This is a genomic window from Vibrio sp. 2433-A1, assembly GCF_056726085.1.
In genome coordinates this window covers 397,549-423,522 of record NZ_JBRESC010000001.1, presented here as the reverse complement: position 1 = coordinate 423,522, position 25,974 = coordinate 397,549, and the positions used below count along the sequence as shown (strand labels likewise).

Annotated in this window: 25 protein-coding genes; 10 read left to right on the top strand and 15 right to left on the bottom strand. The window is 43.7% G+C overall.

Annotated elements, in window-relative coordinates:
- Nucleotides 1-21: 21 nt before the first annotated feature.
- The 5 genes from lnt to miaB form a co-directional block, all read right to left on the bottom strand.
- A complete protein-coding gene (gene lnt / locus ACU01J_RS01990) occupies nucleotides 22-1,530 on the bottom strand; it encodes an apolipoprotein N-acyltransferase (RefSeq protein ID WP_481084184.1) in 1,509 nt (502 codons plus the stop codon).
- 38 nt (nucleotides 1,531-1,568) lie between these two features.
- Nucleotides 1,569-2,468, bottom strand: coding sequence for a CNNM family magnesium/cobalt transport protein CorC (gene corC, locus ACU01J_RS01985; protein WP_053441765.1), 900 nt, complete (start codon nucleotides 2,466-2,468; stop codon nucleotides 1,569-1,571).
- A gap of 71 nt (nucleotides 2,469-2,539) precedes the next feature.
- Entirely contained in the window at nucleotides 2,540-3,004 is a 465-nt protein-coding gene (gene ybeY / locus ACU01J_RS01980; protein ID WP_134836252.1) for an rRNA maturation RNase YbeY, read from the bottom strand.
- A gap of 2 nt (nucleotides 3,005-3,006) precedes the next feature.
- Nucleotides 3,007-4,119 (bottom strand): PhoH family protein, encoded by a 1,113-nt coding sequence (locus ACU01J_RS01975; RefSeq protein ID WP_481084183.1) that lies wholly within the window; start codon nucleotides 4,117-4,119, stop codon nucleotides 3,007-3,009.
- 108 nt (nucleotides 4,120-4,227) lie between these two features.
- Complete coding sequence (gene miaB / locus ACU01J_RS01970) at nucleotides 4,228-5,652, bottom strand: tRNA (N6-isopentenyl adenosine(37)-C2)-methylthiotransferase MiaB (protein WP_481084182.1); 1,425 nt, start codon at nucleotides 5,650-5,652, stop codon at nucleotides 4,228-4,230.
- 286 nt (nucleotides 5,653-5,938) lie between these two features.
- Here miaB and ACU01J_RS01965 point away from each other — a divergent pair, with 286 nt between their 5' ends.
- Nucleotides 5,939-7,117, top strand: a complete 1,179-nt coding sequence (locus ACU01J_RS01965; RefSeq protein WP_481084181.1) for a 2-octaprenyl-3-methyl-6-methoxy-1,4-benzoquinol hydroxylase — start codon at nucleotides 5,939-5,941, stop codon at nucleotides 7,115-7,117.
- A gap of 71 nt (nucleotides 7,118-7,188) precedes the next feature.
- On the opposite strand, the gene crr is transcribed toward ACU01J_RS01965, so the two are convergent.
- The 5 genes from crr to cysZ all read right to left on the bottom strand — a co-directional run bounded on the left by crr (nucleotide 7,189) and on the right by cysZ (nucleotide 12,144).
- Nucleotides 7,189-7,698 carry a PTS glucose transporter subunit IIA gene (gene crr / locus ACU01J_RS01960; RefSeq protein ID WP_481084180.1) on the bottom strand — a complete coding sequence of 170 codons (510 nt, stop codon included), beginning with the start codon at nucleotides 7,696-7,698 and terminating at the stop codon, nucleotides 7,189-7,191.
- A gap of 105 nt (nucleotides 7,699-7,803) precedes the next feature.
- On the bottom strand, nucleotides 7,804-9,528 hold the full coding sequence (gene ptsI, locus ACU01J_RS01955) for a phosphoenolpyruvate-protein phosphotransferase PtsI (RefSeq protein ID WP_481084179.1): 1,725 nt from the start codon (nucleotides 9,526-9,528) through the stop codon (nucleotides 7,804-7,806).
- A 138-nt stretch (nucleotides 9,529-9,666) separates the two neighbouring features.
- Complete coding sequence (locus tag ACU01J_RS01950; protein WP_004415108.1) at nucleotides 9,667-9,924, bottom strand: HPr family phosphocarrier protein; 258 nt, start codon at nucleotides 9,922-9,924, stop codon at nucleotides 9,667-9,669.
- Nucleotides 9,925-10,223: 299 nt separating this feature from the next.
- Nucleotides 10,224-11,192: a cysteine synthase A gene (gene cysK / locus ACU01J_RS01945; protein ID WP_481084178.1), complete on the bottom strand. Its 969-nt coding sequence runs from the start codon at nucleotides 11,190-11,192 to the stop codon at nucleotides 10,224-10,226.
- Between the two features lie 205 nt (nucleotides 11,193-11,397).
- Nucleotides 11,398-12,144 carry a sulfate transporter CysZ gene (gene cysZ, locus ACU01J_RS01940; RefSeq protein ID WP_481084177.1) on the bottom strand — a complete coding sequence of 249 codons (747 nt, stop codon included), beginning with the start codon at nucleotides 12,142-12,144 and terminating at the stop codon, nucleotides 11,398-11,400.
- Nucleotides 12,145-12,347: 203 nt separating this feature from the next.
- On the opposite strand from cysZ, the gene zipA reads away from it, so the two are divergent.
- The 4 genes from zipA (at nucleotide 12,348) to ACU01J_RS01920 (ending at nucleotide 17,823) form a co-directional block, all read left to right on the top strand.
- Nucleotides 12,348-13,244: a cell division protein ZipA gene (zipA, locus tag ACU01J_RS01935; RefSeq protein WP_481084176.1), complete on the top strand. Its 897-nt coding sequence runs from the start codon at nucleotides 12,348-12,350 to the stop codon at nucleotides 13,242-13,244.
- A 153-nt stretch (nucleotides 13,245-13,397) separates the two neighbouring features.
- On the top strand, nucleotides 13,398-15,407 hold the full coding sequence (gene ligA / locus ACU01J_RS01930) for an NAD-dependent DNA ligase LigA (RefSeq protein WP_481084175.1): 2,010 nt from the start codon (nucleotides 13,398-13,400) through the stop codon (nucleotides 15,405-15,407).
- A gap of 498 nt (nucleotides 15,408-15,905) precedes the next feature.
- Nucleotides 15,906-16,976, top strand: coding sequence for a porin (locus tag ACU01J_RS01925; RefSeq protein ID WP_481084174.1), 1,071 nt, complete (start codon nucleotides 15,906-15,908; stop codon nucleotides 16,974-16,976).
- Between the two features lie 76 nt (nucleotides 16,977-17,052).
- Complete coding sequence (locus ACU01J_RS01920; RefSeq protein WP_481084173.1) at nucleotides 17,053-17,823, top strand: DUF2057 family protein; 771 nt, start codon at nucleotides 17,053-17,055, stop codon at nucleotides 17,821-17,823.
- A 556-nt stretch (nucleotides 17,824-18,379) separates the two neighbouring features.
- Here ACU01J_RS01920 and ACU01J_RS01915 read toward each other — a convergent pair.
- The 5 genes from ACU01J_RS01915 to ACU01J_RS01895 all read right to left on the bottom strand — a co-directional run bounded on the left by ACU01J_RS01915 (nucleotide 18,380) and on the right by ACU01J_RS01895 (nucleotide 22,869).
- Complete coding sequence (locus tag ACU01J_RS01915; protein WP_481084172.1) at nucleotides 18,380-18,832, bottom strand: NfeD family protein; 453 nt, start codon at nucleotides 18,830-18,832, stop codon at nucleotides 18,380-18,382.
- An 8-nt stretch (nucleotides 18,833-18,840) separates the two neighbouring features.
- Complete coding sequence (locus tag ACU01J_RS01910; RefSeq protein WP_481084171.1) at nucleotides 18,841-19,764, bottom strand: SPFH domain-containing protein; 924 nt, start codon at nucleotides 19,762-19,764, stop codon at nucleotides 18,841-18,843.
- A gap of 141 nt (nucleotides 19,765-19,905) precedes the next feature.
- Nucleotides 19,906-20,760: a co-chaperone YbbN gene (locus ACU01J_RS01905; RefSeq protein ID WP_481084170.1), complete on the bottom strand. Its 855-nt coding sequence runs from the start codon at nucleotides 20,758-20,760 to the stop codon at nucleotides 19,906-19,908.
- Between the two features lie 322 nt (nucleotides 20,761-21,082).
- Nucleotides 21,083-21,910, bottom strand: a complete 828-nt coding sequence (locus ACU01J_RS01900; protein ID WP_481084169.1) for an SDR family oxidoreductase — start codon at nucleotides 21,908-21,910, stop codon at nucleotides 21,083-21,085.
- Nucleotides 21,911-21,954: 44 nt separating this feature from the next.
- Nucleotides 21,955-22,869: a TIGR01777 family oxidoreductase gene (locus tag ACU01J_RS01895; RefSeq protein ID WP_481084168.1), complete on the bottom strand. Its 915-nt coding sequence runs from the start codon at nucleotides 22,867-22,869 to the stop codon at nucleotides 21,955-21,957.
- A gap of 238 nt (nucleotides 22,870-23,107) precedes the next feature.
- Between ACU01J_RS01895 and ACU01J_RS01890 the strand changes: the two genes are divergently transcribed.
- From ACU01J_RS01890 to yfcE, 5 genes are read left to right on the top strand one after another with little or no spacing between them, the layout of a single operon-like run.
- Nucleotides 23,108-23,842, top strand: coding sequence for a DUF1538 family protein (locus ACU01J_RS01890; protein WP_481084167.1), 735 nt, complete (start codon nucleotides 23,108-23,110; stop codon nucleotides 23,840-23,842).
- Nucleotides 23,839-24,633 (top strand): DUF1538 domain-containing protein, encoded by a 795-nt coding sequence (locus tag ACU01J_RS01885; protein WP_481084166.1) that lies wholly within the window; start codon nucleotides 23,839-23,841, stop codon nucleotides 24,631-24,633. Before ACU01J_RS01890 ends, ACU01J_RS01885 begins: the two co-directional genes overlap by 4 nt.
- Nucleotides 24,623-24,973: a P-II family nitrogen regulator gene (locus ACU01J_RS01880; RefSeq protein ID WP_481084165.1), complete on the top strand. Its 351-nt coding sequence runs from the start codon at nucleotides 24,623-24,625 to the stop codon at nucleotides 24,971-24,973. The genes ACU01J_RS01885 and ACU01J_RS01880 overlap by 11 nt, the downstream gene beginning before the upstream one ends.
- Nucleotides 24,970-25,374 carry a CBS domain-containing protein gene (locus tag ACU01J_RS01875; protein ID WP_481084164.1) on the top strand — a complete coding sequence of 135 codons (405 nt, stop codon included), beginning with the start codon at nucleotides 24,970-24,972 and terminating at the stop codon, nucleotides 25,372-25,374. The genes ACU01J_RS01880 and ACU01J_RS01875 overlap by 4 nt, the downstream gene beginning before the upstream one ends.
- A gap of 50 nt (nucleotides 25,375-25,424) precedes the next feature.
- Entirely contained in the window at nucleotides 25,425-25,973 is a 549-nt protein-coding gene (gene yfcE / locus ACU01J_RS01870; RefSeq protein ID WP_481084163.1) for a phosphodiesterase, read from the top strand.
- Nucleotide 25,974 lies beyond the last annotated feature (1 nt).

Below are 25,974 nucleotides of genomic sequence, written 5' to 3'. Positions count from 1 at the left end.
CACCAACCCTAAGATTTCTCGTTAGTTTCTCATCCGCCAACCAATAACCAGACTAAACATCACCCAAATATACAGTGGCCAAGTGCCCATTTTTCGATAAGGTGTTTCACCTGTGGTAGATGTGATTTCTGCTCTTAATACTGCAGTTTCAAATTGTGGTACTTGCGCAGTGATATGGCCCAAATAGTCAGTCACGGCGGTGAGGCCATTGTTGGTCGCACGAATCACCGGTTTACCTAGCTCTAGAGCGCGCATACGAGCAATTTCCATATGCTGTAACGGACCGATCGATTTACCAAACCATGCATCGTTAGAGAGAGTGAGAATGTAATCGGTTTGGTCATTGACGTTTTGTCGGACTTGCTCGTTAAAGATGATTTCATAACATAGCGCTGGTGCCATCTGCATATTGTTGGCGCTGATGTTCGGCTGGATAAAGTCACCTCGGCTAAACGAAGACATTGGTAAATTAAAGAAAGGTGCAATTGGCCTTAAGATATTTTCGAACGGAACAAATTCACCAAATGGAAGTAGGTGATGTTTGTGGTAACGCTTGTCCATATCATAACTGTAATCACCGTAAGGAGTTTGGCCTAGGGTCAAAATACTGTTGTAAAACTGCTTATCTTCACCTTGGTTTACGATACCTGTGATAATCGCACTGTTATTCATACGAGCGGCGGCATCTAAGTTGCGTAAGAACGATGAAATCTCAAATTCAAAAGCAGGGATGGCTGCTTCAGGCCAAATGATGATGTCTGCATCCCAGTTTTCACGGGTCAGATCGGTGTACTTCATGATGGTTGGCCAACGCTCACTCGGTTTCCATTTCAGCTCTTGAGGAATATTGCCTTGAATCAGGGCGACCTTAGTGGTCTTCTCTGGGTTAGGTGTCACCCATTGAGCTGATTGCAGTCCGTAGCCTGTCATGACAATAACGGCTGGGATCAGTAGGTGCAGCCATTGTCGGTTTAGCGCTGAGTAGGCAACAGCACCAGCACTCGCAACCACAAGTAAAGTGAGTAGCTCAACACCACCAATTGGGGCGAAGTTAGCCAGTGGACTTTCGATTTGACTGTAGCCCAACCATAACCAAGGAAAACCTGTCATTACCCAACCGCGTAGCCAATCAAAAATGAGCCACAGAGCAGGGGCCGCTAATAAATAGCGGGTACGATTACCGTGAGGGAAGAAACGGTTCAGGCTCCAAGAAAAGAGCGCGGAATAAATGGCAAGGTAGCCGATAAGCAGTGACATTAAAAATACACTGGCTATCTTTGGCATGCCACCGAAATTATCAATACTGATGTGCACCCAACTGACGCCGGTTGCAAATTGACCTAAGCCCCAAGCATAACCAATCCAAAGCGCTCGCTTAGCGGATTGCTGGTGAATCAGTAAAAGAAGCAGAGCTGGGCTGATAAAAGCGATAGGCCATAGCTCGTAAGGAGCAAAGGCAAGTGTCGTAGATGCGCCAACAAAAAAGGCCGCGAGCGGCCGTTTGAGGCGATGAAAAAAGGAATTGATCATCGGTATTATTCTTTTTGTTCCCGCTAGGGAGCGTAGCGTTACTCTTCGGTAGAGTCCGTAATGAGCTCTTCGTCAGGGATGGTCACTTGTAGCTGTAACACACGACGGTTGTCAGCAGAGGTCACTTTGAAGTTATACCCTTCAATTTCGACTACTTCACCGCGTGATGGCAGGTGACCAAATGCAGTCATTACCATGCCACCTACAGTATCGACTTCTTCATCACTAAATGATGTGTTGAAGGTGTCATTGAACTCTTCGATTGTCGTCAGAGCTTTTACTGCAAATGTGTGTTTGCTTAGTTTGCGAATATCCAGTTCTTCTTCGTCGTCGAATTCGTCTTCGATTTCACCAACGATTTCTTCCAGAATATCCTCGATAGTTACAAGGCCAGAAACCCCACCAAACTCATCGACAACAATAGACATGTGATAACGTTCTTCGCGGAACTCTTTCAGTAGGCGGTCTACGCGCTTACTTTCAGGAACAACCACCGCAGGGCGGATAACTTGTTCGATATCAAATGGTTCGCTGCCAGAGCCTAAGTATTTAAGTAAGTCCTTCGCAAGCAGAATGCCTTCTACATGGTCTTTATCTTCACTGATTACTGGGTAGCGTGAGTGCTGAGCATCAGTGATGAGGTTAATTAGAGTGTCTAAATCGTCACTACGATCAACCGTAACCATTTGCGAACGCGGTAACATGATGTCACGCACACGCATTTCAGAGATCTCCATAACACCTTCTAGCATGTCGCGGGTGTCGTGGTCGATCAGGTCATTTTCTTCAGAGTCGCGGAACACTTCCACAAGCTCTTGGCGATCTTTTGGTTCACCTTGAAAAATTTGCCCTAGGCGTCCGAAGAAGGACTTTCTACTCGGACCTTCAGATTTTTCTTTCTTACCTTCTAGAGAAGAGGGCGAATTGTCTTCGTTCATTGTTTCTCATTTAAGTAACGCTATCAGATGTGTGATAGCTCACGTCAGTAGTGTAAGTATGGTTACTTACACTACTCTTTCTCATCAATGTAGGGGTCGTTAAAGCCCATACGCTGCATGATTTCTGTTTCGAGTGACTCCATCTCTTCAGCTTCGTCATCCTCGATATGATCATAACCTAGCAGATGCAAGCTGCCATGTACAACCATATGCGCCCAGTGAGCCATTAGAGGTTTGTTTTGCTCGATGGCTTCACGTTCAACAACTTGGCGGCAGATGATTAAATCACCCAATAAATCCATCTCAATGCCCGGAGGCGCTTCAAACGGAAAAGAAAGCACATTAGTTGGCTTGTCTTTGCCACGATAGTCATGGTTAAGCTGGTGGCTTTCTTCTTCATCCACTAAACGAACCGTTACTTCGGCCTGTGGTTGAAAGCTTGTCACAGCAGAGCTTAACCAGAGATGAATATCGTCAAAAGTCGGTAAGCCGTTTTCATCTTCGACAGCTAATTGAAGATCCAGTTCAATACTCATGCCTAGTTACTCTCTTTTGCCGTCGTATTGTTTACCGTTGCCGCAGCGTCAACTAGCGCTTGGTTAGCGGCCTGCTGAGCTTCACGCTCTTCACGGCGGATGCGGTCACGTTCTTTACGCTCTTTCTGATCTTTCGCTTCCCAATTTTCATAAGCGTTAACGATGCGCGCGACCACAGGGTGGCGAACGACATCATCAGCTAAGAAGAAGTTGAAGCTGATGTCATCGACATCACTTAACACTTCGATCGCATGACGCAGGCCTGATTTCGCCCCGCGAGGTAAGTCAATCTGAGTGATATCACCAGTAATCACCGCGCGAGAGTTAAAGCCGATACGTGTTAAGAACATCTTCATCTGTTCTACGGTCGTGTTTTGGCTTTCATCCAAGATGATGAATGCGTCGTTTAGTGTACGACCACGCATATAAGCCAGTGGTGCAACCTCGATAACGTTACGCTCAATCAGTTTCTCTACCTTTTCAAAGCCTAGCATTTCAAAAAGGGCATCGTATAGTGGACGAAGGTATGGGTCGACTTTTTGGCTTAAATCACCTGGTAGGAAGCCGAGCTTCTCACCGGCTTCTACTGCTGGACGAGTAAGCAAAATACGACGAATTTCTTGGCGCTCTAAAGCATCAACTGCTGCAGCAACTGCTAGGTAAGTTTTACCTGTACCTGCCGGACCAATACCGAAAGAGATGTCATGGGTAACCATGTTCATCAAGTATTGACCTTGGTTTGGCGTACGCGGTTTGATGACGCCTTTTTTAGTCTTGATGAACACTTCTTTGCCGTGCTCGAAGCTCGCTTCTAGATCTTGCTCTAGTACACCTGTTTCTTTAATCGCAAGATGGATTTCGTCTGGTTCAACATCAGGAATGTTGCCGCGAACAGGTGCCGTATTGACGTAAAGTGTTTTAATGATTTCAAGCGCTGCAGCACTGGTATGTGGCTTGCCTACGATGGTAAAGAAGTTACCACGGTAGCTGATTTCAACGCCTAAGCGACGCTCTAAGTGCTTGATATTATCGTCGAAAGGACCGCAAAGGCTGGCTAGACGGCGATTGTCAGAAGGTTCTAGATTGATTTCTAGAGTTACAATTTTATTGCTCAAAGTTGCCTCTCAAAGTGTGCCACTCTAAAAAAGCCCGATTTAGACCGGGCTTCTAATGGCGATCGTTACCTATCTCTAAGATGGTAACTTATACAGCGATTTTCAAGCTTAAGGCGTAAAGGTTGCTACACCTAGCTCATCTTCGCGCTTTGTTTTTGCCATCATCTGAGTCGGAGAGATGACTGTACGAAGATCCATCTCTTTCTCAGTGCGCACCAGTTCACCACGCAAAGAGTTAGCAAATACGTCAGTGATTTTCACATCAACGAACTGACCGATAAGGTCTGCGCTGCCTTCAAAGTTGACTACACGGTTGTTTTCAGTACGTGCGCGAAGCTCCATTAGGTTCTTCTTAGACGGGCCTTCAACAAGAACGCGCTGCTCTGTATCAAGCATTAGGCGCGAGTAACGCATTGCCTGTGCATTAACCGTTTGTTGTAGTTCGTATAGACGCTCTTTTTTCTCTTGTTCTGGTACGTCACATGGGTAGTCTGCTGCAGGCGTACCTGGACGTGGAGAGAAGATAAAGCTGAAGCTCATATCGAAATCAACATCTTTGATTAGCTTCATCGTGTCTTGGTGATCTTTTGCTGTTTCACCAGGGAAGCCAACAATGAAGTCAGAACTGATTTGAATATCAGGACGCGCTTTGCGTAGTTTACGAATGATCGACTTGTATTCGATAGCGGTGTGAGGACGCTTCATCATAGTAAGAATGCGGTCACTACCACTTTGTACTGGTAGGTGCAGGAAGCTCACAAGCTCAGGCGTATCTTCATAAACTGCGATAATGTCGTCAGTAAACTCTAGTGGATGGCTAGTTGTGAAACGAATACGGTCGATACCATCAATAGAAGCAACAAGACGAAGCAGTTCAGCGAATGAACAGATATCACCTTCGTGTGTCGGACCGCGGTATGCGTTTACGTTTTGACCTAGTAAGTTTACTTCACGAACGCCTTGATCAGCTAGCTGTGCGATTTCGAATAGCACGTCATCCATTGGACGGCTAACTTCTTCACCACGAGTGTAAGGTACAACACAGTATGTACAGTACTTAGAACAGCCTTCCATGATAGAAACGAATGCAGTCGCGCCTTCAGCGCGAGGCTCAGGAAGGCGGTCAAACTTTTCGATCTCAGGGAAAGAAATGTCCATTACTGGCGCTTCGTTCGATTGAGATTGTTTGATCATCTCAGGAAGGCGGTGCAAAGTTTGTGGACCGAATATTACGTCTACAAAAGGTGCACGCTCACGGATATGGTCACCCTCTTGTGTTGCAACACAACCACCAACACCGATAACAACGCCTTCTTTCTTATCTTTTAGCGTTTTCCAACGACCAAGCTGGTGGAACACTTTTTCTTGCGCTTTTTCGCGAATTGAACAGGTATTAAGAAGTAGTACATCTGCCTCTTCTGGTTCTTCCGTCAGCTCATAGCCGTTAGCCGCGTTCAGTAGATCCGCCATTTTAGATGAATCGTATTCGTTCATCTGGCAGCCCCAGGTTTTAATTAGCAGTTTCTTACTCATTTTGTTCGCTCGATCGTTAGTTTAAATTAAGGGAGCAAATCGCCCAGTGTTACTTAAGATCATCTATAAAAGTAATGCTTGATGACCGAATTTTCTGCTCACAGTGCAGAGAGCGGCGTATTGTACTGCTTTAAAAACCAACTGACTAGTGTTGTGGGTAAATCAATTCAAAGCGTTATCAAACAAGGGATTTGAACGTATAGCAATTGAGGTTTTGGGTTACATTTTGGTAATGAAAACGTACAATAAAAAATAGCCAAATAATCAATATGATGAAGTACAAATTATGAGCAATTTTGATGTTGCAGTGATTGGTGGAGGCATGGTTGGGGCTGCAACCGCTATTGGTTTTGTCAAACAAGGCCGTAAAGTAGCGGTGGTTGAAGGAGCCGAGCTTAAACCATTTAGCCCTGAACAACTATTAGATATTCGTGTTTCTGCTATTTCTGAGCACTCAGTTTCTATATTGACAGAGTTAAGTGCATGGGATGCAATCCAATCTATGCGTGTTTGCCCTTATCGACGCTTAGAAACTTGGGAGCATCCTGAGTGTCGGACTCGCTTTCACGCTGAATCTCTGGGCATGGAGCAGTTGGGATATATTGTCGAAAATCGGTTGATTCAACTCGGCTTATGGCAGCAGTTAGAATCGCTTGAAAACGTAACACTGTATTGTCCTGATACACTTGATGACATTGTATTTGGCGAAATGAATCAGGTTAAACTGTCATCTGGTCAATCTATCACTGCAGAATTAATCGTCGGCGCTGACGGTGCTAACTCAAAAGTTCGCCAGTTAGCCGGTATCGGTATTACCGCTTGGGATTACCGTCAGCACTGCATGCTAATTAATGTTGAAACGCAGCTTCCTCAGCAGGATATAACTTGGCAGCAGTTTACTCCGTCGGGTCCAAGATCGTTTCTTCCTCTTGCATCGCTTCAAGTTGATGGAAAGGAGCGTGCTCAAGGCTCGCTGGTTTGGTATGACTCCCCAAGTCGTATTAAGCGTTTATCAACAATGTCACAGGTACAATTGCGCGAAGAAGTATTGGCTCACTTTCCGCAAGAGCTTGGTGATATCAAAGTGCTTCAAGCTGGCTCATTTCCACTGACGAGGCGTCATGCGCAATCATACTCCGCCAATCAGTGCGTCCTTATCGGAGATTCAGCGCATACGATAAACCCACTGGCAGGGCAGGGCGTAAACCTTGGCTTTAAAGATGTTGAAGTGTTGCTTGAGGTGACAAAAGGCGAAGAGGCACTATCGCAAAGCGTTCTAGCCAAGTATGAGAGAAAGCGTCGCCCAGATAACTTGCTGATGCAGTCAGGAATGGACTTTTTCTACAAAGGTTTTAGCAATGATATTGCGCCGTTAAAATTAGTGCGTAATGTAGCGTTAAAGATTGCTGAAAGTACTGGGCCACTTAAAGCGCAAGTGTTGAAATATGCTCTTGGATTAAAGTAGATACATGCTTTATTCTAAGCGATAAAAAACGCAGCCAATGGGCTGCGTTTTTAGTGTTTGTCTAAGTAAGATTACTTAGTTACACGTAGTACTGGCGTTTCACCAACAGTTACAGAACCAGCAAGCTTGTTCAGCTCTTTGATTTCGTCCATGTTTGAGATAACTACAGGAGTAAGAGTTGACTTAGCTTTTTCTTCTAGAAGAGCTAGATCGAATTCGATGATAGTATCACCAACTTTAACTGATTGACCTTCTTCAGCGATGCGCTTAAAGCCTTCGCCTTTTAGTTCAACAGTGTCGATACCGAAGTGAACGAATAGCTCAACGCCGTCGTCAGATTCGATAGAGAACGCGTGGTTAGTTTCGAAGATCTTACCGATAGTACCGTTTACAGGAGCTACCATTTTGTCGCCAGCAGGCTTGATCGCGATACCATCACCAACGATTTTTTCAGCAAAAACAACATCTGGCACATCTTCGATGTTTACGATTTCACCAGAAAGAGGTGCGATGATTTCGATTGCACCAGCGTCAGCGCTGTCGTCAGATACTAGCTTCTTAAGTTTGTCAAACAGACCCATTGTGTCATGCTCCTAACGTTTTTATTTAATTCTGTCGAATTATAGTATACCAATCTTACGAGATAGACGACTTTTTTTACCGTCTATCTCATTGGAATTAGTTGATTATTGAGTTTTCTCAGCGATGAATTTTTCTACAACTGCTTCAATTTCTGCTGCTGTTGGTAGAGAAAGCGCTTCTTCAGCCATTGCTTTCACTTCAGCGAAGTTAGAGTTACGGATAACTTTCTTCACTTTAGGGATAGAAATACCGCTCATTGAGAACTCATCTAGACCCATACCTAGTAGAAGTAGCGTTGCACGCTCGTCACCTGCTAGCTCACCACACATACCAGTCCACTTACCTTCTGCGTGAGAAGCATCGATAACTTGCTTGATCACTGTTAGTACAGCTGGAGATAGTGGGTTGTATAGGTGAGAGATCATCTCATTACCACGGTCTACTGCTAGTGTGTACTGAGTCAGGTCGTTAGTACCGATAGAGAAGAATGCTACTTCCTTCGCTAGGTGGTGCGCGATAGCTGCTGCTGCTGGTGTCTCAACCATAACACCGATTTCGATGTTTTCGTCGAATGCTAGACCTTCAGAACGAAGCTCAGCTTTGTACTCTTCGATTGCTTTCTTCAGTTCACGGATCTCTTCAACAGAGATGATCATTGGGAACATGATGCGAAGCTTACCGTGTGCAGACGCACGTAGGATGCCGCGTAGCTGGTCACGAAGGATTTCACGACGGTCTAAGCTGATACGAACTGCGCGCCAGCCTAGGAATGGGTTCATCTCTTGTGGAAGATCCATGTAAGGAAGATCTTTATCACCACCGATGTCCATAGTACGGATGATTACCGACTCGCCATTCATTGCTTCAGCAACTTCTTTGTACGCTTGGTACTGCTCTTCTTCAGTAGGAAGTGCATCACGGTCCATGAATAGGAATTCAGTACGGTACAGACCAACGCCTTCACCACCGTTACGGATGATGCCGTCACAGTCTTTAACAGTACCGATGTTACCGCAAACTTCTACACGGTGACCGTCTAGAGTCTCTGCGTGTAGGTCTTTTAGCTTAGCTAGCTCTTCTTTTTCAGCAATGAATGCAGCTTTAACTGCTTTCGCTTCTTCTAGCTCTGCTTCAGATGGGTTGATGACAATCTTGTTGTTCATCGCATCTAGGATAAGCATGTCGCCGTTCTTCACTTGCTTAGTGATATCGTTAGTACCAACGATAGCAGGAAGCTCTAGTGAACGCGCCATGATTGAAGTGTGAGAAGTACGACCGCCGATATCACAAGCAAAACCAAGCACGTAGTCTAGGTTGATTTGTGCTGTTTCAGATGGCGTTAGGTCGTAAGCAACTAGGATAACTTCTTCATTGATATCGCTTAGAGAAACGATGTTGATGCCTAGTGCGTTCTTAACGAAACGTGTACCGATATCACGAATATCTGTTGCACGTTCCTTTAGGTATTCGTCGTCTAGAGATTCTAGAGCTGATGCTTGCTCTTCGATAACAGTGTAAATCGCGTTATCAGCGTGCATCTTGTCTTTTTTGATTAGTGCTAGGATTTCTTCCTCTAGCTCTTCGTCTTCAAGAAGCATGATGTGACCTTCAAAGATCGCTTCTTTTTCTTCACCGAAAGTCTCAAGTGCTTTCTGCTTAACAACTTCTAGTTGAGCTGAAGATTTGTTACGAGCGTCAAAGAAACGCTGAACTTCTGCTTCAACTTGGTCTTCAGTGATAGTGTTAGTGTTTAGAACGATTTCATCTTCTTGAAGTAGTAGTGCTTTACCGATAGCAATACCAGGAGATGCTAGGATGCCTGAAATCATAGCCTTACCTTAAATTGGTCAACTTTAAAAACGGGAGAATAATGAGTGCGCTAACGAATATTTGTAGCTTATATTTTGGCCTATTTCCAACAAAGCCATTTTGCTTTCACAAAATGGCTTTGAAAATAGGAGACCGGATTAGTGTAGTTGGTCCATTAGAGCAACTAGGTGGTCAACAGCTTGTTGAGCTTGTGGGCCCTCAGCTGAGATAGAAACTACTGTACCTTTAACTAGGCCAAGAGTTTGTAGCTTGAAAAGGCTCTTTGCGCTAGCGCTTTTACCGTTAGAAGTCACAGTGATGTCCGCGTCGAATGCTTTAGCTTCTTTAACGAACTGCGCAGCTGGACGAGTGTGAAGACCGTTTTCTGCAGTGATTTCTACTTGCTTCTCGTACATGTTATATACCCCAATTGATTTATTTTTTGATAGTTTCTTAACCAGAACTAGCTTAACTCTAAATTTTACATTCTGCTAGACGAAGAACGTTGATTTCGTGTCAGAACTGATACTGGTTATAAATTTTACAATCGCGATTCCAGTCTATGCTCTCTTTCGCCATTGCTAAAAATTCTTATTTAGCTTTTATTTTGAAGCTAGAAATAAAACAGCCCTGATATTACCAAAGGTGAGGCAGGGATCAACAAAAAAGCCCCTGAATGGGGCTTTTTTAAACGAAAAATTGATTTGACAACATATTACTGTTGGTTTTCTTTCTCAGTAAAGATGCCAGCAAATAGGGCTGTACTTAGGTAGCGTTCACCAGAGCTAGGTAGCACGGTTACAATAGTTTTTCCTTCAAATTCAGGTAGTTCCGCTAGGCGGTTTGCTGCTACAACTGCGGCACCTGATGAGATGCCCGCTAGAATACCTTCTTCTTCCATTAGGCGACGAGCCATCTCTATCGCTTCATCAGAAGTAACGGCTTCTACGCGGTCTATCACTTCTAAATCTAGGTTGCCAGGAATGAAACCTGCGCCAATACCTTGGATTTTGTGCGGAGCTGGCTGAATTTCTTCACCCGCTAAGGCTTGAGCAATCACTGGAGACTCTGCAGGCTCTACGGCTACTGAAACAATATTCTTGCCTTTCTCACCTTTAATATAACGGCTTGTACCTGTGATAGTACCACCTGTACCTACCCCAGCAACGAACACATCGATGTCGCCATCAGTTGCATCCCAAATCTCTGGACCAGTGGTCTTTTCATGGATTTGTGGGTTCGCAGGGTTGTTGAACTGTTGCAATAGTAGGAATTTTTCAGGGTTGCTAGCAACGATCTCTTCCGCTTTAGCAATCGCACCTTTCATGCCTTTCGCCGCTTCTGTTAGCTCAAGGTTAGCACCAAGGGCTTTAAGCAGTTTACGACGCTCAAGGCTCATTGATTCAGGCATTGTCAGCGTTAGCTTGTAACCACGAGCCGCTGCAACGAACGCAAGTGCAACACCAGTATTACCACTCGTTGGTTCTACAAGTTCTACGCCTGGCTTAAGAGTGCCAGCTTTTTCCGCTTCCCAAATCATGTTGGCGCCAATACGACACTTAACACTGAAGCTTGGGTTGCGAGCTTCAATTTTAGCCAGGACTTTACCATTACTGACTTTATTAAGGCGTACTAGAGGAGTATTACCAATAGTTTGAGAGTTGTCTTCGTAGATTTTGCTCATGGTGTGATCCTTCATCTGATTAAATTCTTGTTCGACTTTGTGTGTGACAATCATCAAACAAGATAATTTTCTTAATATGACTAAATAGTTGTCTGCTTAGAAGATTATGGTAGGAAGTGAGCCGAGAAAAGGATTAAAAAGTTATATGATATGAAATTGGACAAAGCGCACGTTATTACATGCGCTTAAAGAGTCTTAAATTTGATTAGTGGTTCTGGTTATTAAATTCAGAAACCCACATTGAAGTTGCACCGCACACCGCCACTGGCATAACGATAAGGTTTAAGATTGGAATGGTAGTAAACACTGACACTAAAACCCCAAACCCGTAGGCTTTACCTTGTTTTTGTTTCAAATTGTTTCGCATGTCATTAAAAGGCACTTTATGGTTATCAAACGGGTAATCACAATATTGAATAGCTAAGATCCACGCGGTGAAGATAAACCAAAGGAAAGGACCAACGGTTTGGCCTAGTGCTGGAATCAGTAACAAGATAAACAGGCCAATGGCTTTCGGCAGAACATAGATAAGTTTGCGCCACTCGCGAGCTAAAATTCTTGGCGTGTCTTTAATTACCGCTAGCATTCCATCTTCATTAACCTTCTCTTGCGTTAAGTGCTCTTCCACTTTCTCTGCCAGTAATCCGTTAAAAGGCGCAGCGATAAAGTTCGCCAATGTACTAAAGAAGTAAGAGAAGGTTGCCAAGATAGTTAGCACTAACAAAGGCCATAGTAAGTAACTAAGCCAAGAGAGAAAGTCAGGTAACTGGCCGATTAACTGCTCAATCCAAATATTGAGGTTTGAGAAAAGATAAAATAGTGCTCCACCAACAAGAATGACATTGGCAAGCAGCGGCATGAGAACAAATTGACGAATGCCGGGAGTAAGTGCGAGTTCAATGCCATGAAAGAAATAGCCAAAGCCTGAACGTTGTTGTAAATGTGTTTTCATAATCATTACTAGTGGTGTAAAAACGAACGCTTTCTATCTTAACAAGAAAAAAGCGTGTTCAAAATCACAACATTATAGGAACTTCTAACATTAAGTTGTTCTAAAACAGGGGAGAGTTTTGGTAGAGTAACTCACAGTATGTTTTAAACAGATTCGATATTGGTCGGGTAACTCGGCTTGTATCGTGCAAATGAGAGCTAAAAATGCAGGAACTGCGATTTGTACTCATAATTGTCGGAGCATTAGCGATTGCCGCTTTATTGTTCCACGGTTTATGGACAAGTAAAAAAGAAGGGAAAGCCAAGTTTGGCAATAAACCGCTTGGTAAGTTAGATATCGACAATGATGACACGGACGTAGTACCTGAACGAGCGTTTACTCCAGAAGATGATTTTGAAATCATCAAGAAAGAGCGCAAAGAGCCAGGTTTTGTTGAGCATGAGGAGATGGTTGCTGATCCGTTGATCGATAGTTACCCAACTTCTGAAACTCAAGAATACCCAGAACAAGCGACTGTTTCAGATAAAGAGCTCGAGCTCGAGGTACCATCATTCTCCACTAAGTCGCTTGATGAGGTGGAGGAAATAACGACCGTAGTGACTGAGTCAGTGATTGAAGAACCTATTTCTGAACCTGAACCTGAGCCTGAGCCAGAAACAGAGCTTGAGCAAGAGGTTCCATTAGAAGTGATTGTACTCAACGTTCATTGCGCGGGAGATGAGCCATTTGTCGGCACTAAGCTCTTTGATAGTATGCAACAGAATGGTTTGATTTATGGTGAGATGGATATTTTCCATCGCCATGCAGATCTATCAGGAACCGGTAAAGTCCTATTTAGTGTTGCGAACATGATGCAGCCTGGTACCTTGAAGCACAATGACCCCGCTGAATTTACCACCAAGGGCATCTCATTCTTTATGACAATGCCATGCTTTGGTGATGCAGAGCAGAACTTTAAGTTAATGCTTAAGACGGCTCAGCAAATAGCAGATGACCTAGGTGCTAATGTTCTTGATGACGCACGAAACCTAATGACTCCAAACCGCTTGGATCGCTATAGAGCACAAATTCAGCAGTTTAAAGCGTCTCAAAAATCTTAAGCCAACCGCCCTAATTTAGAAGGCTCCTTTTTGGGAGCCTTTTTTCGATCAAGATAGAGTTGCGAAGAGTGAAGGGGATGTTCATACTCCCTCCTTCAAACTCAAAATGATTGAACCAATCACCACCGCACTAAAGAAATAATAGAGTTAGCCATGTCTATAGAGATTCAAGAAAAGCTTAATCAGCTACGTGAAACGCTTCACTACCACGGAGTGAAATACTACGTTGAAGACAGTCCGGAAATTCCAGATGCTGAATATGATCGCTTAATGCGTGAACTCATGGAGCTTGAATCTCAGCATCCTGAGCTAATGAGTATTGATTCACCGAGTCAACGTGTTGGAGGTGCGCCGTTGGATGGCTTTGGTTCTGTAAAGCATGAGATCCCTATGCTATCGCTTGATAACGCGTTTGATGATGGTGAACTTGAAAGCTTTCATAAACGCATGAGAGATCGAATTGCGAGTGCGACATTGGACGTATTTTGCTGTGAACCAAAACTTGATGGTTTAGCGGTGAGCCTTTTATACGAAAACGGCGTGTTGGTTCAGGCTGCAACTCGTGGTGATGGTGCAACGGGTGAAAACATTACCGAGAATGTTCGTACGATTAAAGCGATCCCGCTTAAGCTTCAAGGTGAAGGTTGGCCAGCGCGTATTGAAGTTCGCGGTGAAGTGTTTATGCCTAAAGCGGGTTTTGACAAACTTAACGAGCTAGCGCTAAAAAAAGGTGACAAGGTTTTTGTAAACCCACGTAATGCAGCTGCAGGTAGTTTACGTCAGTTAGACTCTCGTATTACCGCAACACGTCCATTGAGCTTTTATGCTTACAGCGTAGGTGTCGTTGAGGGGACTGAACTGTCCTCTAGCCATTTTGAGCGCTTCCTTCAGCTTAAAGGCTGGGGGTTACCAATGTGTCCCGAAACTAAATCTGTTTCTAGCCTTGATGAAGTCAAAGCGTATTACCAAGATATTCTTGAGCGCCGCGAGTCGCTTGCGTATGAAATCGATGGGGTGGTGATTAAAGTTGACGATATTGCACTCCAAGAACAACTTGGCTTTGTCGCTCGTGCGCCTCGCTGGGCAATTGCTTATAAGTTCCCAGCACAAGAAGAGATTACCTTACTTAATGATGTAGAGTTTCAAGTTGGGCGTACAGGTGCGATTACTCCCGTAGCGAAACTAGAACCGGTATTCGTTGGTGGCGTGACCGTGAGTAACGCAACGCTGCACAATGCCGATGAAATTGAGCGCCTTGGCGTTATGGTTGGCGATACGGTTGTTATCCGCCGTGCGGGCGATGTAATTCCTCAGATTGTGTCGGTTGTTAGTGAGCGTCGCCCAGACAATGCTTGTGAGATTGTTTTCCCTGAGAATTGCCCTGTATGTAAATCTCAAGTTGAACGCGTTGAAGGCGAAGCGGTAGCGCGTTGTTCTGGTGGCCTTGTCTGCCAGGCTCAGCGCAAAGAAGCTCTTAAACACTTCGTTTCTCGCAAAGCTCTCGATGTGGATGGCTTAGGTGAGAAGGTGATTGAGCAGCTTGTCGATCGTGAAATGGTTGAAACGCCTGCTGATCTATTTAAGTTATCGGCCGGCGTGATTACCGTACTTGACCGTATGGGGCCAAAGTCAGCACAAAACGTGGTTGATGCGCTAAACAAGTCAAAAGAGACCACTTTGCCACGTTTCCTATATTCACTGGGTATTCGTGAGGTTGGCGAAGCAACAGCTGCAAACTTAGCTCAGCACTTTAAAACGTTGGATGCCGTTAAAATTGCAAGCCATGAAGCCCTAATTGAAGTTCAAGACATTGGTGAGGTTGTTGCTAGTCATATCACTGCGTTCTTCGCTCAAGAAAAGAACCTTACCGTGATTGATGATCTTGTGCTGCAAGGCGTTCACTGGCCTGATCTCGAAGATAAAGATGAGAGTACTCCGCAGCCATTAGCGGGTAAGACAGTTGTACTGACTGGTTCATTATCGCAACTGACACGTAGCGATGCTAAAGCGGCTTTGCAAAATTTAGGTGCGAAAGTGACGGGGAGTGTGTCTAAGAAGACTGACATTCTTTTTGCCGGTGAAAATGCGGGCTCTAAACTGGCAAAAGCGCAAGAACTAGGCATCGAAATACGCACTGAGGAAGACTTAATTTCCCTTATGTAACCTTCTATTTTGATGAAAAAGCCACCATTGCGGTGGCTTTTTTTATATCTGGAATAATGTCTGAGTTTTGACCTTCATATCACGGGGTACGCTTCTGTGATTAATGTCTTATTCATGAGTAAAACGTAATTTATCAAACAAAAAATGCGAGTCACTTCAAGTTGGTTTATCTTTTTTGATTTTGTAACTTGCTGTTTTTATGTGGATTTTATGTTTTGTGGCTATTTAATGGCGTAAAATGGAGATCTGGATCACTGGAATTATAAAAGTTTGTAGCGGGTCATATTTTTTTATATGGAAATTAAGTTCTGGTTGATGTTTTTCGGTGCGAAGTTAGTCTGAGAAGCATGGATACACGGCGTGTATGCAGGAAAAAGAAAATTGAAGTTCACAATGAGTTTTGGTTTTCAACATAGGAAATGCTTTCTCCCTTCGGCGGCCAACTTAAGGTGAGAAAAAATAATAAGACAGCTATATCCATTTTTAGGAGTTTATTCCATGGACAAAATGTTTAAACGTACGCTTTTAGGTGCAGCAGTGGCAACAGCTGCAATGACTGGTTCAGCAAACGCAGCGATCCAACTTGCGGGTGACGCAGTTCAGTTTTACGGCCAAGCGGCTGGTTACATGCTACTAGTTGATAACAATGATACTACGAGTGTTGGTGTCGATATTGAGTCACGTATCGGTTTCCGTGGCGTGGTTGAGTTTGATGATATTGCGCCAAACTTTATTTGGCAGATGGAAGGTGGTAACGCAAACAACGGCGACAAAACTGGTGGTCTAGGTGCTCGTGATACATACCTTGGTCTTGAGTTTGAAGGCGTAGGTCAATTCAAATACGGTCGTCAGTTGGTTGCAGCATACAACTATGTCGACTGGCCACACTCAAACCCAGGTCTAGGTAACGTATTTGACTGGAACAACGATATCGATGGCGGCTACCAAGACCGTGCTGACAGTGTTCTACGTTTTGACTCAGCAAACTTTGGTGGTTTCAACTTCCAAGCTACATTGAGTGGTATGACTCAAGATACTGACCAAATGGTATCAAGTGTAGGTGCGTCTTTCACTAAAGGTATGTTTAGCGTACATGGTGGCTATTACCATCAAGGTTCATACACTCAAGGTGTAGATGAGCCGACTAAGTATGAATTTGATGCCAATGGTAATCCAAAGATTAGTGATGAGTGGACAAAATGGAATAATGCTGGCGCAAACAAAACTGAAACTGTTGACAGCCGTAACTACGCAATTGTTGGTGGTTCGTTATTCCTAGGTGATTTCACGCTTACTGCTGCATACAAAGCGATGGAAGTGGGCGATGTTGGTCAAAACGCTTACTCAACGACGGCTCAGTACGTTATTGATAGCAAGTACGTACTAAAAGCGGGTTACGCAGCAACAGATGATGCTGACGGAACGGATAATACAGCAGACCAAGCAATTACAGCTCGTTTCGGTTATTTACTACCAAGCTCATACTGGTACATTGATTCACGTAACTACAGTATGGATGGTGGTGACTGGACAAACAGTGTGTTAGTAGGTATGGAATACTACTTCTAATTTAGATAGCTTTTACCATACAATACTCGAGAGCATTCTTTTATAAGAATGCTCTTTTCACTCAAGGAGATAATAAATGAAAGTAATAAAAAGGATGTGTGTTATTGGTGCAGTGGTTGCTTCATTTGCTCCAAGAGCGGAAGTGAATATTGAATTTGATCGGGATATCTCGCCGCTGCTCGTAGGCGGAGAAACTGTTGGCTATTCTTTTTTTTCGAAATCAGGCTACACGGTTCCTGATGGAATTAATCAAGTTGTATTAAAAGTTTCCAAACTCGTTGAAAAATTGGGAGAGAAAGAGAAGTTTAACTCAAAAGCTTTTGTATTAACGTTTACAGAAGAAAATCAGCAACTATTAATTGCTCCCGACGCAAAAATAATGCGCTTAGATCAAGCAGAAGCGTTCGATGCTAACCCTCGCTTCTTGGTTAAAAACAAGCAAGGGCAAGACGTCAAATATGATTTAGATGAGTTGCCAAATCTTGGTGGTATCACTCGAGATTTTGAAAAAGAACTTGCTAAGTTCAACTCTAAACACTACCCAGAGCTTATTGCTGCTTCCTCATCCGTTGCAGTTGCTGCGACAGCATCAAATGCTACTAAAGATAAATCAGAAATAACCGTTTCGAATCAGCCATCTGAGAACAATATGATGGAATATTGGCTGCAACAAGCTAGCGATGAAGATATCGAGCAGTTTACAGAAATTGCGTTCAAAGGAAGAAATAAGTCTGAAGTTGATATCCCAGAAGAGTCGAGCCAACCATTACAAATGTTAGGTTATTGGTTTAATAAGTCCAATAGCTCTGAAAGAAAAAAAGTGTTAGCACACTTAATTAGTCTTTAATTTTTAAACGCACCCAACTAAATCGGGTGCGTTTCACAATAACTTCACTTAACTACTCCACCCGAACTCTTACATATCATACTTGGCATATAATCCACTTTTCCATCAGGTAAGTGACAGTCAACATATGGTCCCATTTCGGTACTACCAGTATAACCAGCATAGACTGACAGTGAAAATAGTCCGGTTACAATTAATGCAAATAAACGTTTCATGGTATCTCTCCTAACAAATGTGATTGTTATCACCTTAGTGATATAGCTAATATGTGCACAGTTAGATAAAGATCAAAAAATAATACCTATACAAATTTAGCATCTCTAATTAAGAGTTACTTCGAACGAAGAATTAACCAATAACCTATTGAAAAGCAATGATCAGATAGTGGAATTTTTATTAAATGTGAATGCAAATTTAAAGTATAGGACGATAGATGTGTAAACTTAATTTTTAATTAATAGCTTTTAAGTTATTGATAATTATAAGGAGTGTTTTTAGTTTAGTATTAAATGTTCGGCTATTAGGCTCTTTAATTATATAAAGAGCCTAAATTGTTTTAAATTTTTTTACTAATTGTCAGTATAATTCCGTTCACTTCTTGTACTTCAACAATAGATCCCGCTTTTAAATCTTGTGAAGATTGTGCTGTCCAAGTTGTATCTCCGAGCTTTATACGACCTTTTCCAGTTGGGAAGTCTTCTTCTAGCACCACTGTTTGGCCAATCAGCTGTTTGTGTTTTTGATTGAGATCGCGTTTGGCGTCACCTTGCTTATCTTCTTTAAACTGCTTTCGCCACCACAACCAAGTTGTAGCAAGTGAAAATACAGCAAATGAAACCCATTGAAGTTGCCAGCTCATTGGTATTACCAAAAGCAGCGCTCCAACAATGAGTGCGGACAAACCGAGCCATAAAAAATAGCCAGCTGTACCAAGTAACTCTAACGCTAGCAACGCTAGGCCGAAAGCTAACCAGTGCCAATGATTAACGCTGTCTAATAATTCAATCAAACTGACCTCTACTCACTCTTATCATTCGAGTGCTTAAACATTTCCGCAATGCCTGCGACTGAACCCATTAAGCCGGTAGCTTCAAGCGGTAGCATGATAATCTTACCATTTTCGGCTTGGCCTATGGATTTAATCGCTTCGGTGTAGCCCTGAGCAATAAAGTAGTTCACAGCTTGCATATCGCCTTTTGCGATGGCTTCGGAAACCATCGAGGTTGCACGAGCTTCTGCTTCAGCTGCACGCTCACGAGCTTCTGCTTGAAGTATAGCGGCTTGCTTATCACCTTCGGCTTTTAAAATCTCTGATTGCTTGTGGCCTTCTGCTCTTAAGATCTCGGCTTGGCGAACCCCTTCGGCTTCTAGTACTTCTGCACGCTTATTACGCTCTGCTTTCATCTGCGCGTTCATCGCTGCGGTAAGATCGGCTGGAGGTTGAACATCTTTAATCTCAATACGGGTAACTTTTACACCCCATGGGTTAGTGGCTTCGTCAACAATAGAAAGCAGCTTGGTGTTGATCATATCGCGCTGGCTAAGCATTTCATCAAGTTCCATTGACCCGAGCACAGTACGAATGTTTGTCAGGGTTAAATTACGAATCGCGTGTTCAAGATCGTTGACTTCATAGGCTGCTTGAGCAGCATCGATGACTTGGACAAAACAAACAGCATCAATCGTGACGTTAGCATTATCTTTTGAAATTACCTCTTGGGCAGGAATGTCTAACACTCGTTCCATCATGCTGATTCTATGGCCAACACCATCAATAAAAGGAATGATTATGTTGAGGCCAGGTTTTAGTGTGTGAGTGTAGCGACCAAATCGTTCGACAGTCCAATTATTACCTTGTGGGACAGTTTTGACCGACGCAATGATCAGTGCAATCGCCACAACGAGAAAAATACTAATTGTAATCAATGAATCAATAGCCATATCTGAAGTTCCTTATGCGAATAATTGAGCTATTGTTGCTTAATTGCTCAGTTGAAACAATGGCATAAATGAGAACTTAGGTCTATTTTAGGCAGAATAAAAGCCGGACAAGCCGACTTTAAGTTGTTGATTTGGAATCGTCTAATAGAGAACGGAGTAAAGTTGGCGGCGGTATTTGCCAGCTATGGGGTTTCCTTGCCCTAATGCTGCGAGGATATCCATAAAGGATTTCTTTAGCTCGCCGTCTAGCACATTGAGATCAGATTTAAGAGGATTCCAAAGTAACTCCAGCGCTTCTTCGTCACGATTGACTTGGTGATAGCTCAAAGCAAGCGTGTTTATCAGTTCAAGGTTATCAGGCTCTTGCTCTAGTGATGCCTCAAGAGATTGGATCTCTGGGCTGTTCGCCGCTTGCGCATGTAACTCTAACTTAGCCACGAGACCTTTATAGTAATTGTCTTGGTATTCAAGAGGGATGTGTTCTAGCAAGGATTTTGCTTGATCAAAGTTTTGCGTTTCAAGGTAGCAATCTGCAAGAGCAAGCTTAATATCGCCTTTTTGTTTTAAGGCGTCATCTAATCCTTCGAGAAGAGGTAACGCTTGAGCGTGCTGACCAGTCTGAATTAACTCACTAACTTGCTTTAAGGTCTGTTCGTCTTGGCTAGGTAGGTGCTTGGTTAGCATCTCTTTAATCGCGTCAATCGTTTGTGGTCCGCCCATGCCGTCTACCGCTTGACCGTTGAGAAATAGGGCGACAGTTGGCAAGGTTTGAACTCCAAACTGACTTGCTATCGCCTGTTCTTGTTCGCAGTTGAGTAAAGCGAGAGTAAATGCGCCATTGTATTGTTGAGCGAGCATTTGCAGATCTGGAATAATTTGCGCACTTTCTTGGCTCATTGGGGCCCAAAAATGGATAAGCACAGGCGTTTGCATTGAGCCTTCCAGCACTTGACGGAAGTTCTGTTCATTTAGCTCGACAATAAAAGGTGATTGCATCTGAGTTTTCCTTGCAACGTGGTCTATACAGCAAAGATATGGGCTGAGTGATAAGAGTTCAAGGTAAGTGATTGTACAATGTCATGTTGATAAACAAAAATACCGCCAACTAAGGCGGTGTTTTTGTTCCCCGAAAGGGCAAGCGAAGGTGTCTATAAAACGATAAACAATGTTAGCGCAACACCGACACTCAGCCAGTTTAACTGGTTTAATGACATATTATTATTCCGAATGTAGCGCTTAAATCTATGGGTTAGGGTATGCCCTAATGATTAATTTAGCGTCTTATTGTTACGGAATAATTACAAACATACATTTTGTTTTAGGCGGCTTGTCTCAATATTTTGTCGAGTAGCCTAGTTGGTAAGAGTCGCTTTAGCACTGCAAACACCTTGGTTGGTGTTGTAATTCTATAGCGTATCTTCGGCTTAGAGGACTCTAACGCATCAATCAATGGTGCGATGCAGGACTTTGCGGGTAACACAAATGCATTATTAGATTTATCGTTATCTAGGCGCGCCATTTGTTGATGGTATTGAGTTTCATGTGCGCTTCCCTCAACATCAATCCAGCGTTTGAAGGCAAGTAAAGCATTAGCTCGAAATTGTGTTTCAATTGGGCCAGGTTCGATTAGGCTGATATAGATATTTGTGTCCATCAGTTCTAATCGCAATGTATCTGTCCATCCCTCAATAGCAAACTTTGAAGCATTGTAAGCACCACGATATTTCATTGCAGCAAATCCAAGCACCGAGCTATTTTGCACAATGCGCCCATGGCCTTGCTTTCGCATTGTTGGTAGTAATAAACATACCAGCTGATGCCAACCAAAAAAATTGGTTTCAAACTGCTCTCTAAGCGCGTCTGTTGGGAGATCTTCCAATGCTCCTGGTTGCCCATAAGCGCCATTGTTAAATAGGGCATCCAACTTTCCATTGGTAAGACGTAGCGTTTCTGTCACGCCTTTCTCAATACTTTCTGAACTAGCTAAATCTAGCTGTATACAGGTTAATCCCTCAGATTCTAGTCTCTGTACATCTTTCTGTTTGCGACAAGAGGCTATGACTTGATAGCCTCGTTTATGCAATGCGTGTGCACAGACGTAACCGATACCTGTTGAACATCCGGTAATGAGAATAGATTTGTTCATCTTGATCTAAAAAAGTTATCCATAAAGACGACTAGATTACTGGATTATTCATGGTGTTGTAATAGGTTTTTTAGCGCAGGCTCAATGCGTGAGTAGCTAAAGCGGAAACCAAGCTCGGTCAATTTCTTCGGCTTAGCTCGAATGCTATCAAACAGTAAGACTGAGCTTTCACCCATCGCAAGAGACATCACCCATTTAGGCGTCATAAGAATATGAGGCCGCTTGAGTGTCTTGGCTAAGGTTTGGCTAAACTGTTTATTTGTGACGGGATGGGGAGCACATAGATTAAACTCACCATGCGCATGAGGAGTTTCGAGGAGATAAATGATACCACGGACCATATCAAGCATGTGAATCCACGGCATGTACTGGTTTCCTTGCCCAAGCGGGCCGCCTAGCCCGAGACGGTATGGAGGCAGCATTTTATTTAGAGCACCTCCCTGCGGTGCTAAAACTACGCCGGTCCTTAGTAAGCAAACTCGGGTCATCTCAGATCGCGCACGATTGGCAATCTGTTCCCATTTTGCGCATACCTCATGAGGAAAGCCTAGATCACTCACATGTAGCGTTTCATCAAAAGGGTGTTCTTGTTGGTCACCATAGTAGCCTACTGCTGAGCCGCTAATAAAAACTTCAGGAGGTGTCGTGCTTGCGTGTATAAGTGCCACTAAATCTTCAGTCAGTTTCCAGCGGCTATTACAGATAGTGACCTTTTGTTGTTTGGTCCAACGTTTATCGGCAATCGGTTCGCCAGCTAAGTTAATCACGGCATCAAAATCATTCAGATGGTGAAACTGCTTAAGATCAGAAATATAGATGACGTTGCCAATATCCGTGTGGCTGAGTATGCGTTTGGCCGCTTGGGGTTGTCGAGTGAGTAACACCACTTCATGAGTGGTTAAGTGTTTTAATAATTCTCGGCCGATAAACCCTGTTCCACCTGTCAGCAATACCTTCATTTGAATCTCTTTCACTCCGTTAGAATCGGTTTTTATGCCACCGTTAGTCTTTAACCATAGCCAACTATTGTTACTAATTATAGCGACTTAGCACTAAACGTGATCACATGTAGCAATATCACACAATTCACATTTAGTTACATTTATCATGCGCTATGTTGCTGCTATCACATCAGAAAGGGGAATTGTTTGCCATGCTTACATTTGGCAGGGTAATAAGATTAAGTGAGGGCAACAAATGGAAGCAATGACCGCGCTGTTAAAAGCGCTTTTTGGTAGCTTACGTGACTTGATGCCAATAATTCTTGTGATTGCTTTCTTTCAGCTCGTTGTTCTACAAGAGCCCCTGCCTAATTTAGTCTCGATCCTCTTTGGACTTCTACTTGTCGTTTTCGGTTTAACCTTTTTTATTTTTGGCTTAGAGATGGGGTTATTTCCCATCGGAGAAAGCATGGCTCAAGCGTTTGCGCGTAAAGGCAGTGTTTTTTGGTTATTGATCTTCTCATTTTGTCTTGGCTTTGGCACTACGGTCGCTGAACCTGCTTTAACAGCTGTCGCCGGAGAAGCTGCAGAAGTGGCCGCTGAAGGCGGGATGATCGCTAACGAAGCGCTTGCGATGGAAGAGTATGCCAATGGTCTTCGTTATACCGTGGCGTTGTCTGTCGGTATCGCGATTCTATTAGGAGTGCTGAGAATCCTTAAAGGTTGGCCGATACAGTACATGATTATCGCAGGCTACATCGGCGTAGTCATTCTCACTATGTTCGCTCCGCCTAGCATCATTGGTGTTGCGTATGACTCAGGTGGCGTGACCACATCGACGATTACTGTCCCCTTAGTGACAGCGCTTGGCGTTGGGCTTGCTTCCGCAATTAAAGGACGAAACCCTATGATCGACGGGTTTGGTTTGATCGCTTTCGCTTCTTTATTGCCGATGATGTTTGTCATGGTGTACGGGATGGTGGTGGCATGATTGCGTGGAGTCACTTTGCTGAAATATTCATTGATACGGTCAGCGATGTTGTACCGATCGCGAGCATCATTTTTGGCTTCCAGTTTGCCGTATTAAGAAAACCCATTGCCAATCCTACCAAGGTGATGCTTGGTTTCTTCTATGTCATACTTGGCTTATCTCTTTTTCTTATCGGTCTTGATCTCGCCTTGTTTCCACTTGGTGAGACGATGGCAACTCAATTAACCGCGCCAAATTTTATTAAGCAGTTTCAGCTTTCACTAGGCGCTAACTTTGAGTGGTTTGATTACTACTGGGTTTACCTTTTCGCCTTTTTTATTGGTTTTAGTACCACTATTGCAGAGCCTTCGCTTATTGCCGTTGCTCTAAAGGCTAATCAAGTGTCGGGCGGCAGTATCAGTGTCAATGGGCTAAGAATTGCCGTCGCGCTAGGAGTTGCGTTTGGTATCTCACTTGGGAGCTACCGGATTGTAGTTGGTGACCCGATTCATTACTACATCATTTTCGGCTACGTGATTGTGGTTGTTCAAACTTTCTATGCACCGAAATTGATTATTCCATTGGCCTATGACTCCGGCGGGGTTACGACTTCGACCGTTACCGTGCCGTTGGTTGCAGCATTAGGTTTAGGGCTTGCCTCTACAGTTCCGGGGAGAAACCCGATGATTGACGGTTTTGGCTTGATTGCGTTTGCGAGCTTATTTCCAATTATTTCGGTGATGGGCTACGCGCAAATAACGCAGTGGCTCAATAAAGAAACAAAACGAGAGGATGAAGAAAATGCGCTTTAAATTGCTATTGGCCTTCGTTGAAGACAGTAAAACAGATGCGGTTTTGACTGCTGCAAGAGACGCAGGATCAACCGGGGCGACAGTAATTAACAATGCTCGAGGCGAAGGGCTTAATCAAAAGAAAACCTTTTTTGGTCTGACGTTAGATGTACAAAAAGATGTGCTCTTGTTCGTTGTGGAAGAGCATTTAGCTCGTCATATTCTCGAAACAATCAGTGATGTTGGAGAGTTTGATCAGGAGTCAGGGCAAGGTATCGCGATACAGATCGATATTGAAGATGCCGTTGGGGTCGCACACCAAGTAGAGAAGCTAACTAAAGTGGTTGAGGATGAATTATGAGTCAGCAAACGAAAGTCCGCGTTCGGGATGTCATGGTCAATACTTATGTGATGATTGATGGCTTAACAACGGTGAAAGAGGGGATCCAATTGGCGCGAGAGCATGGTGTTAAAGCGTTGGTGGTCAATAAGCGTCATGATGATGATGAGTATGGGCTGGTTTTAATGAACGATATCGCGAAGAAAGTTCTCGCTCAAAACCGCTCTTCGGAAAGAACGAATATCTACGAGATTATGACCAAACCCGCTTTAAGTGTTGAGCCTGAGATGAACGTAAAGTACTGCGCGCGCTTGTTTGAACGGTTCGGTATTAGCCGAGCACCTGTGATTGAACAGGGAAAAATCATCGGTATGGTCAGTTATAATAATATCGTGATTAATGGTATGGCTAGGGATGACTAATTGGCCCAGAGTGCGTAGAATTTCCTGATTAATTTTGAGGAGATGATGTCGTGAAACTCTTTTTTGCCTCTGATCTGCATGGCTGTTTGCCTGCAACCGAAAAAGTACTGGCTGAGTATAGAAAATCTGGTGCTGAGATGCTGGTTATTTTAGGTGATGTGCTTAACCATGGTCCGCGCAACCCGGTACCAGAAGGGTATAACCCACCAGCCGTTAGTGAGCTGCTCAACCATTATGCTGACCAGATCATTGCTGTACGTGGTAACTGCGACAGCGAAGTTGACCAGATGCTGCTCTCGTTTCCTATGATGATGGATTACGCTTGGGTACTGTTACCCTCAGGGCAGCGTTTGTTCTTAACTCATGGCCATCTTTATAACTCGAATAAGCGACCACCACTGAAACAAGGTGATGTTATTGTTCATGGTCACACGCATATCCCAGTTGCAGAGTTGGATAATGGTCAGTTTATTTTTAACCCTGGCTCGATAACTTTCCCACGCGATGGTTACCCAGCGAGCTATGGTTTGCTAGAAGACAATCGACTTAGCGTGGTTACTTTTGACGGAGAAGTTCTCGCTCAAACGTCACTTAGCTAGT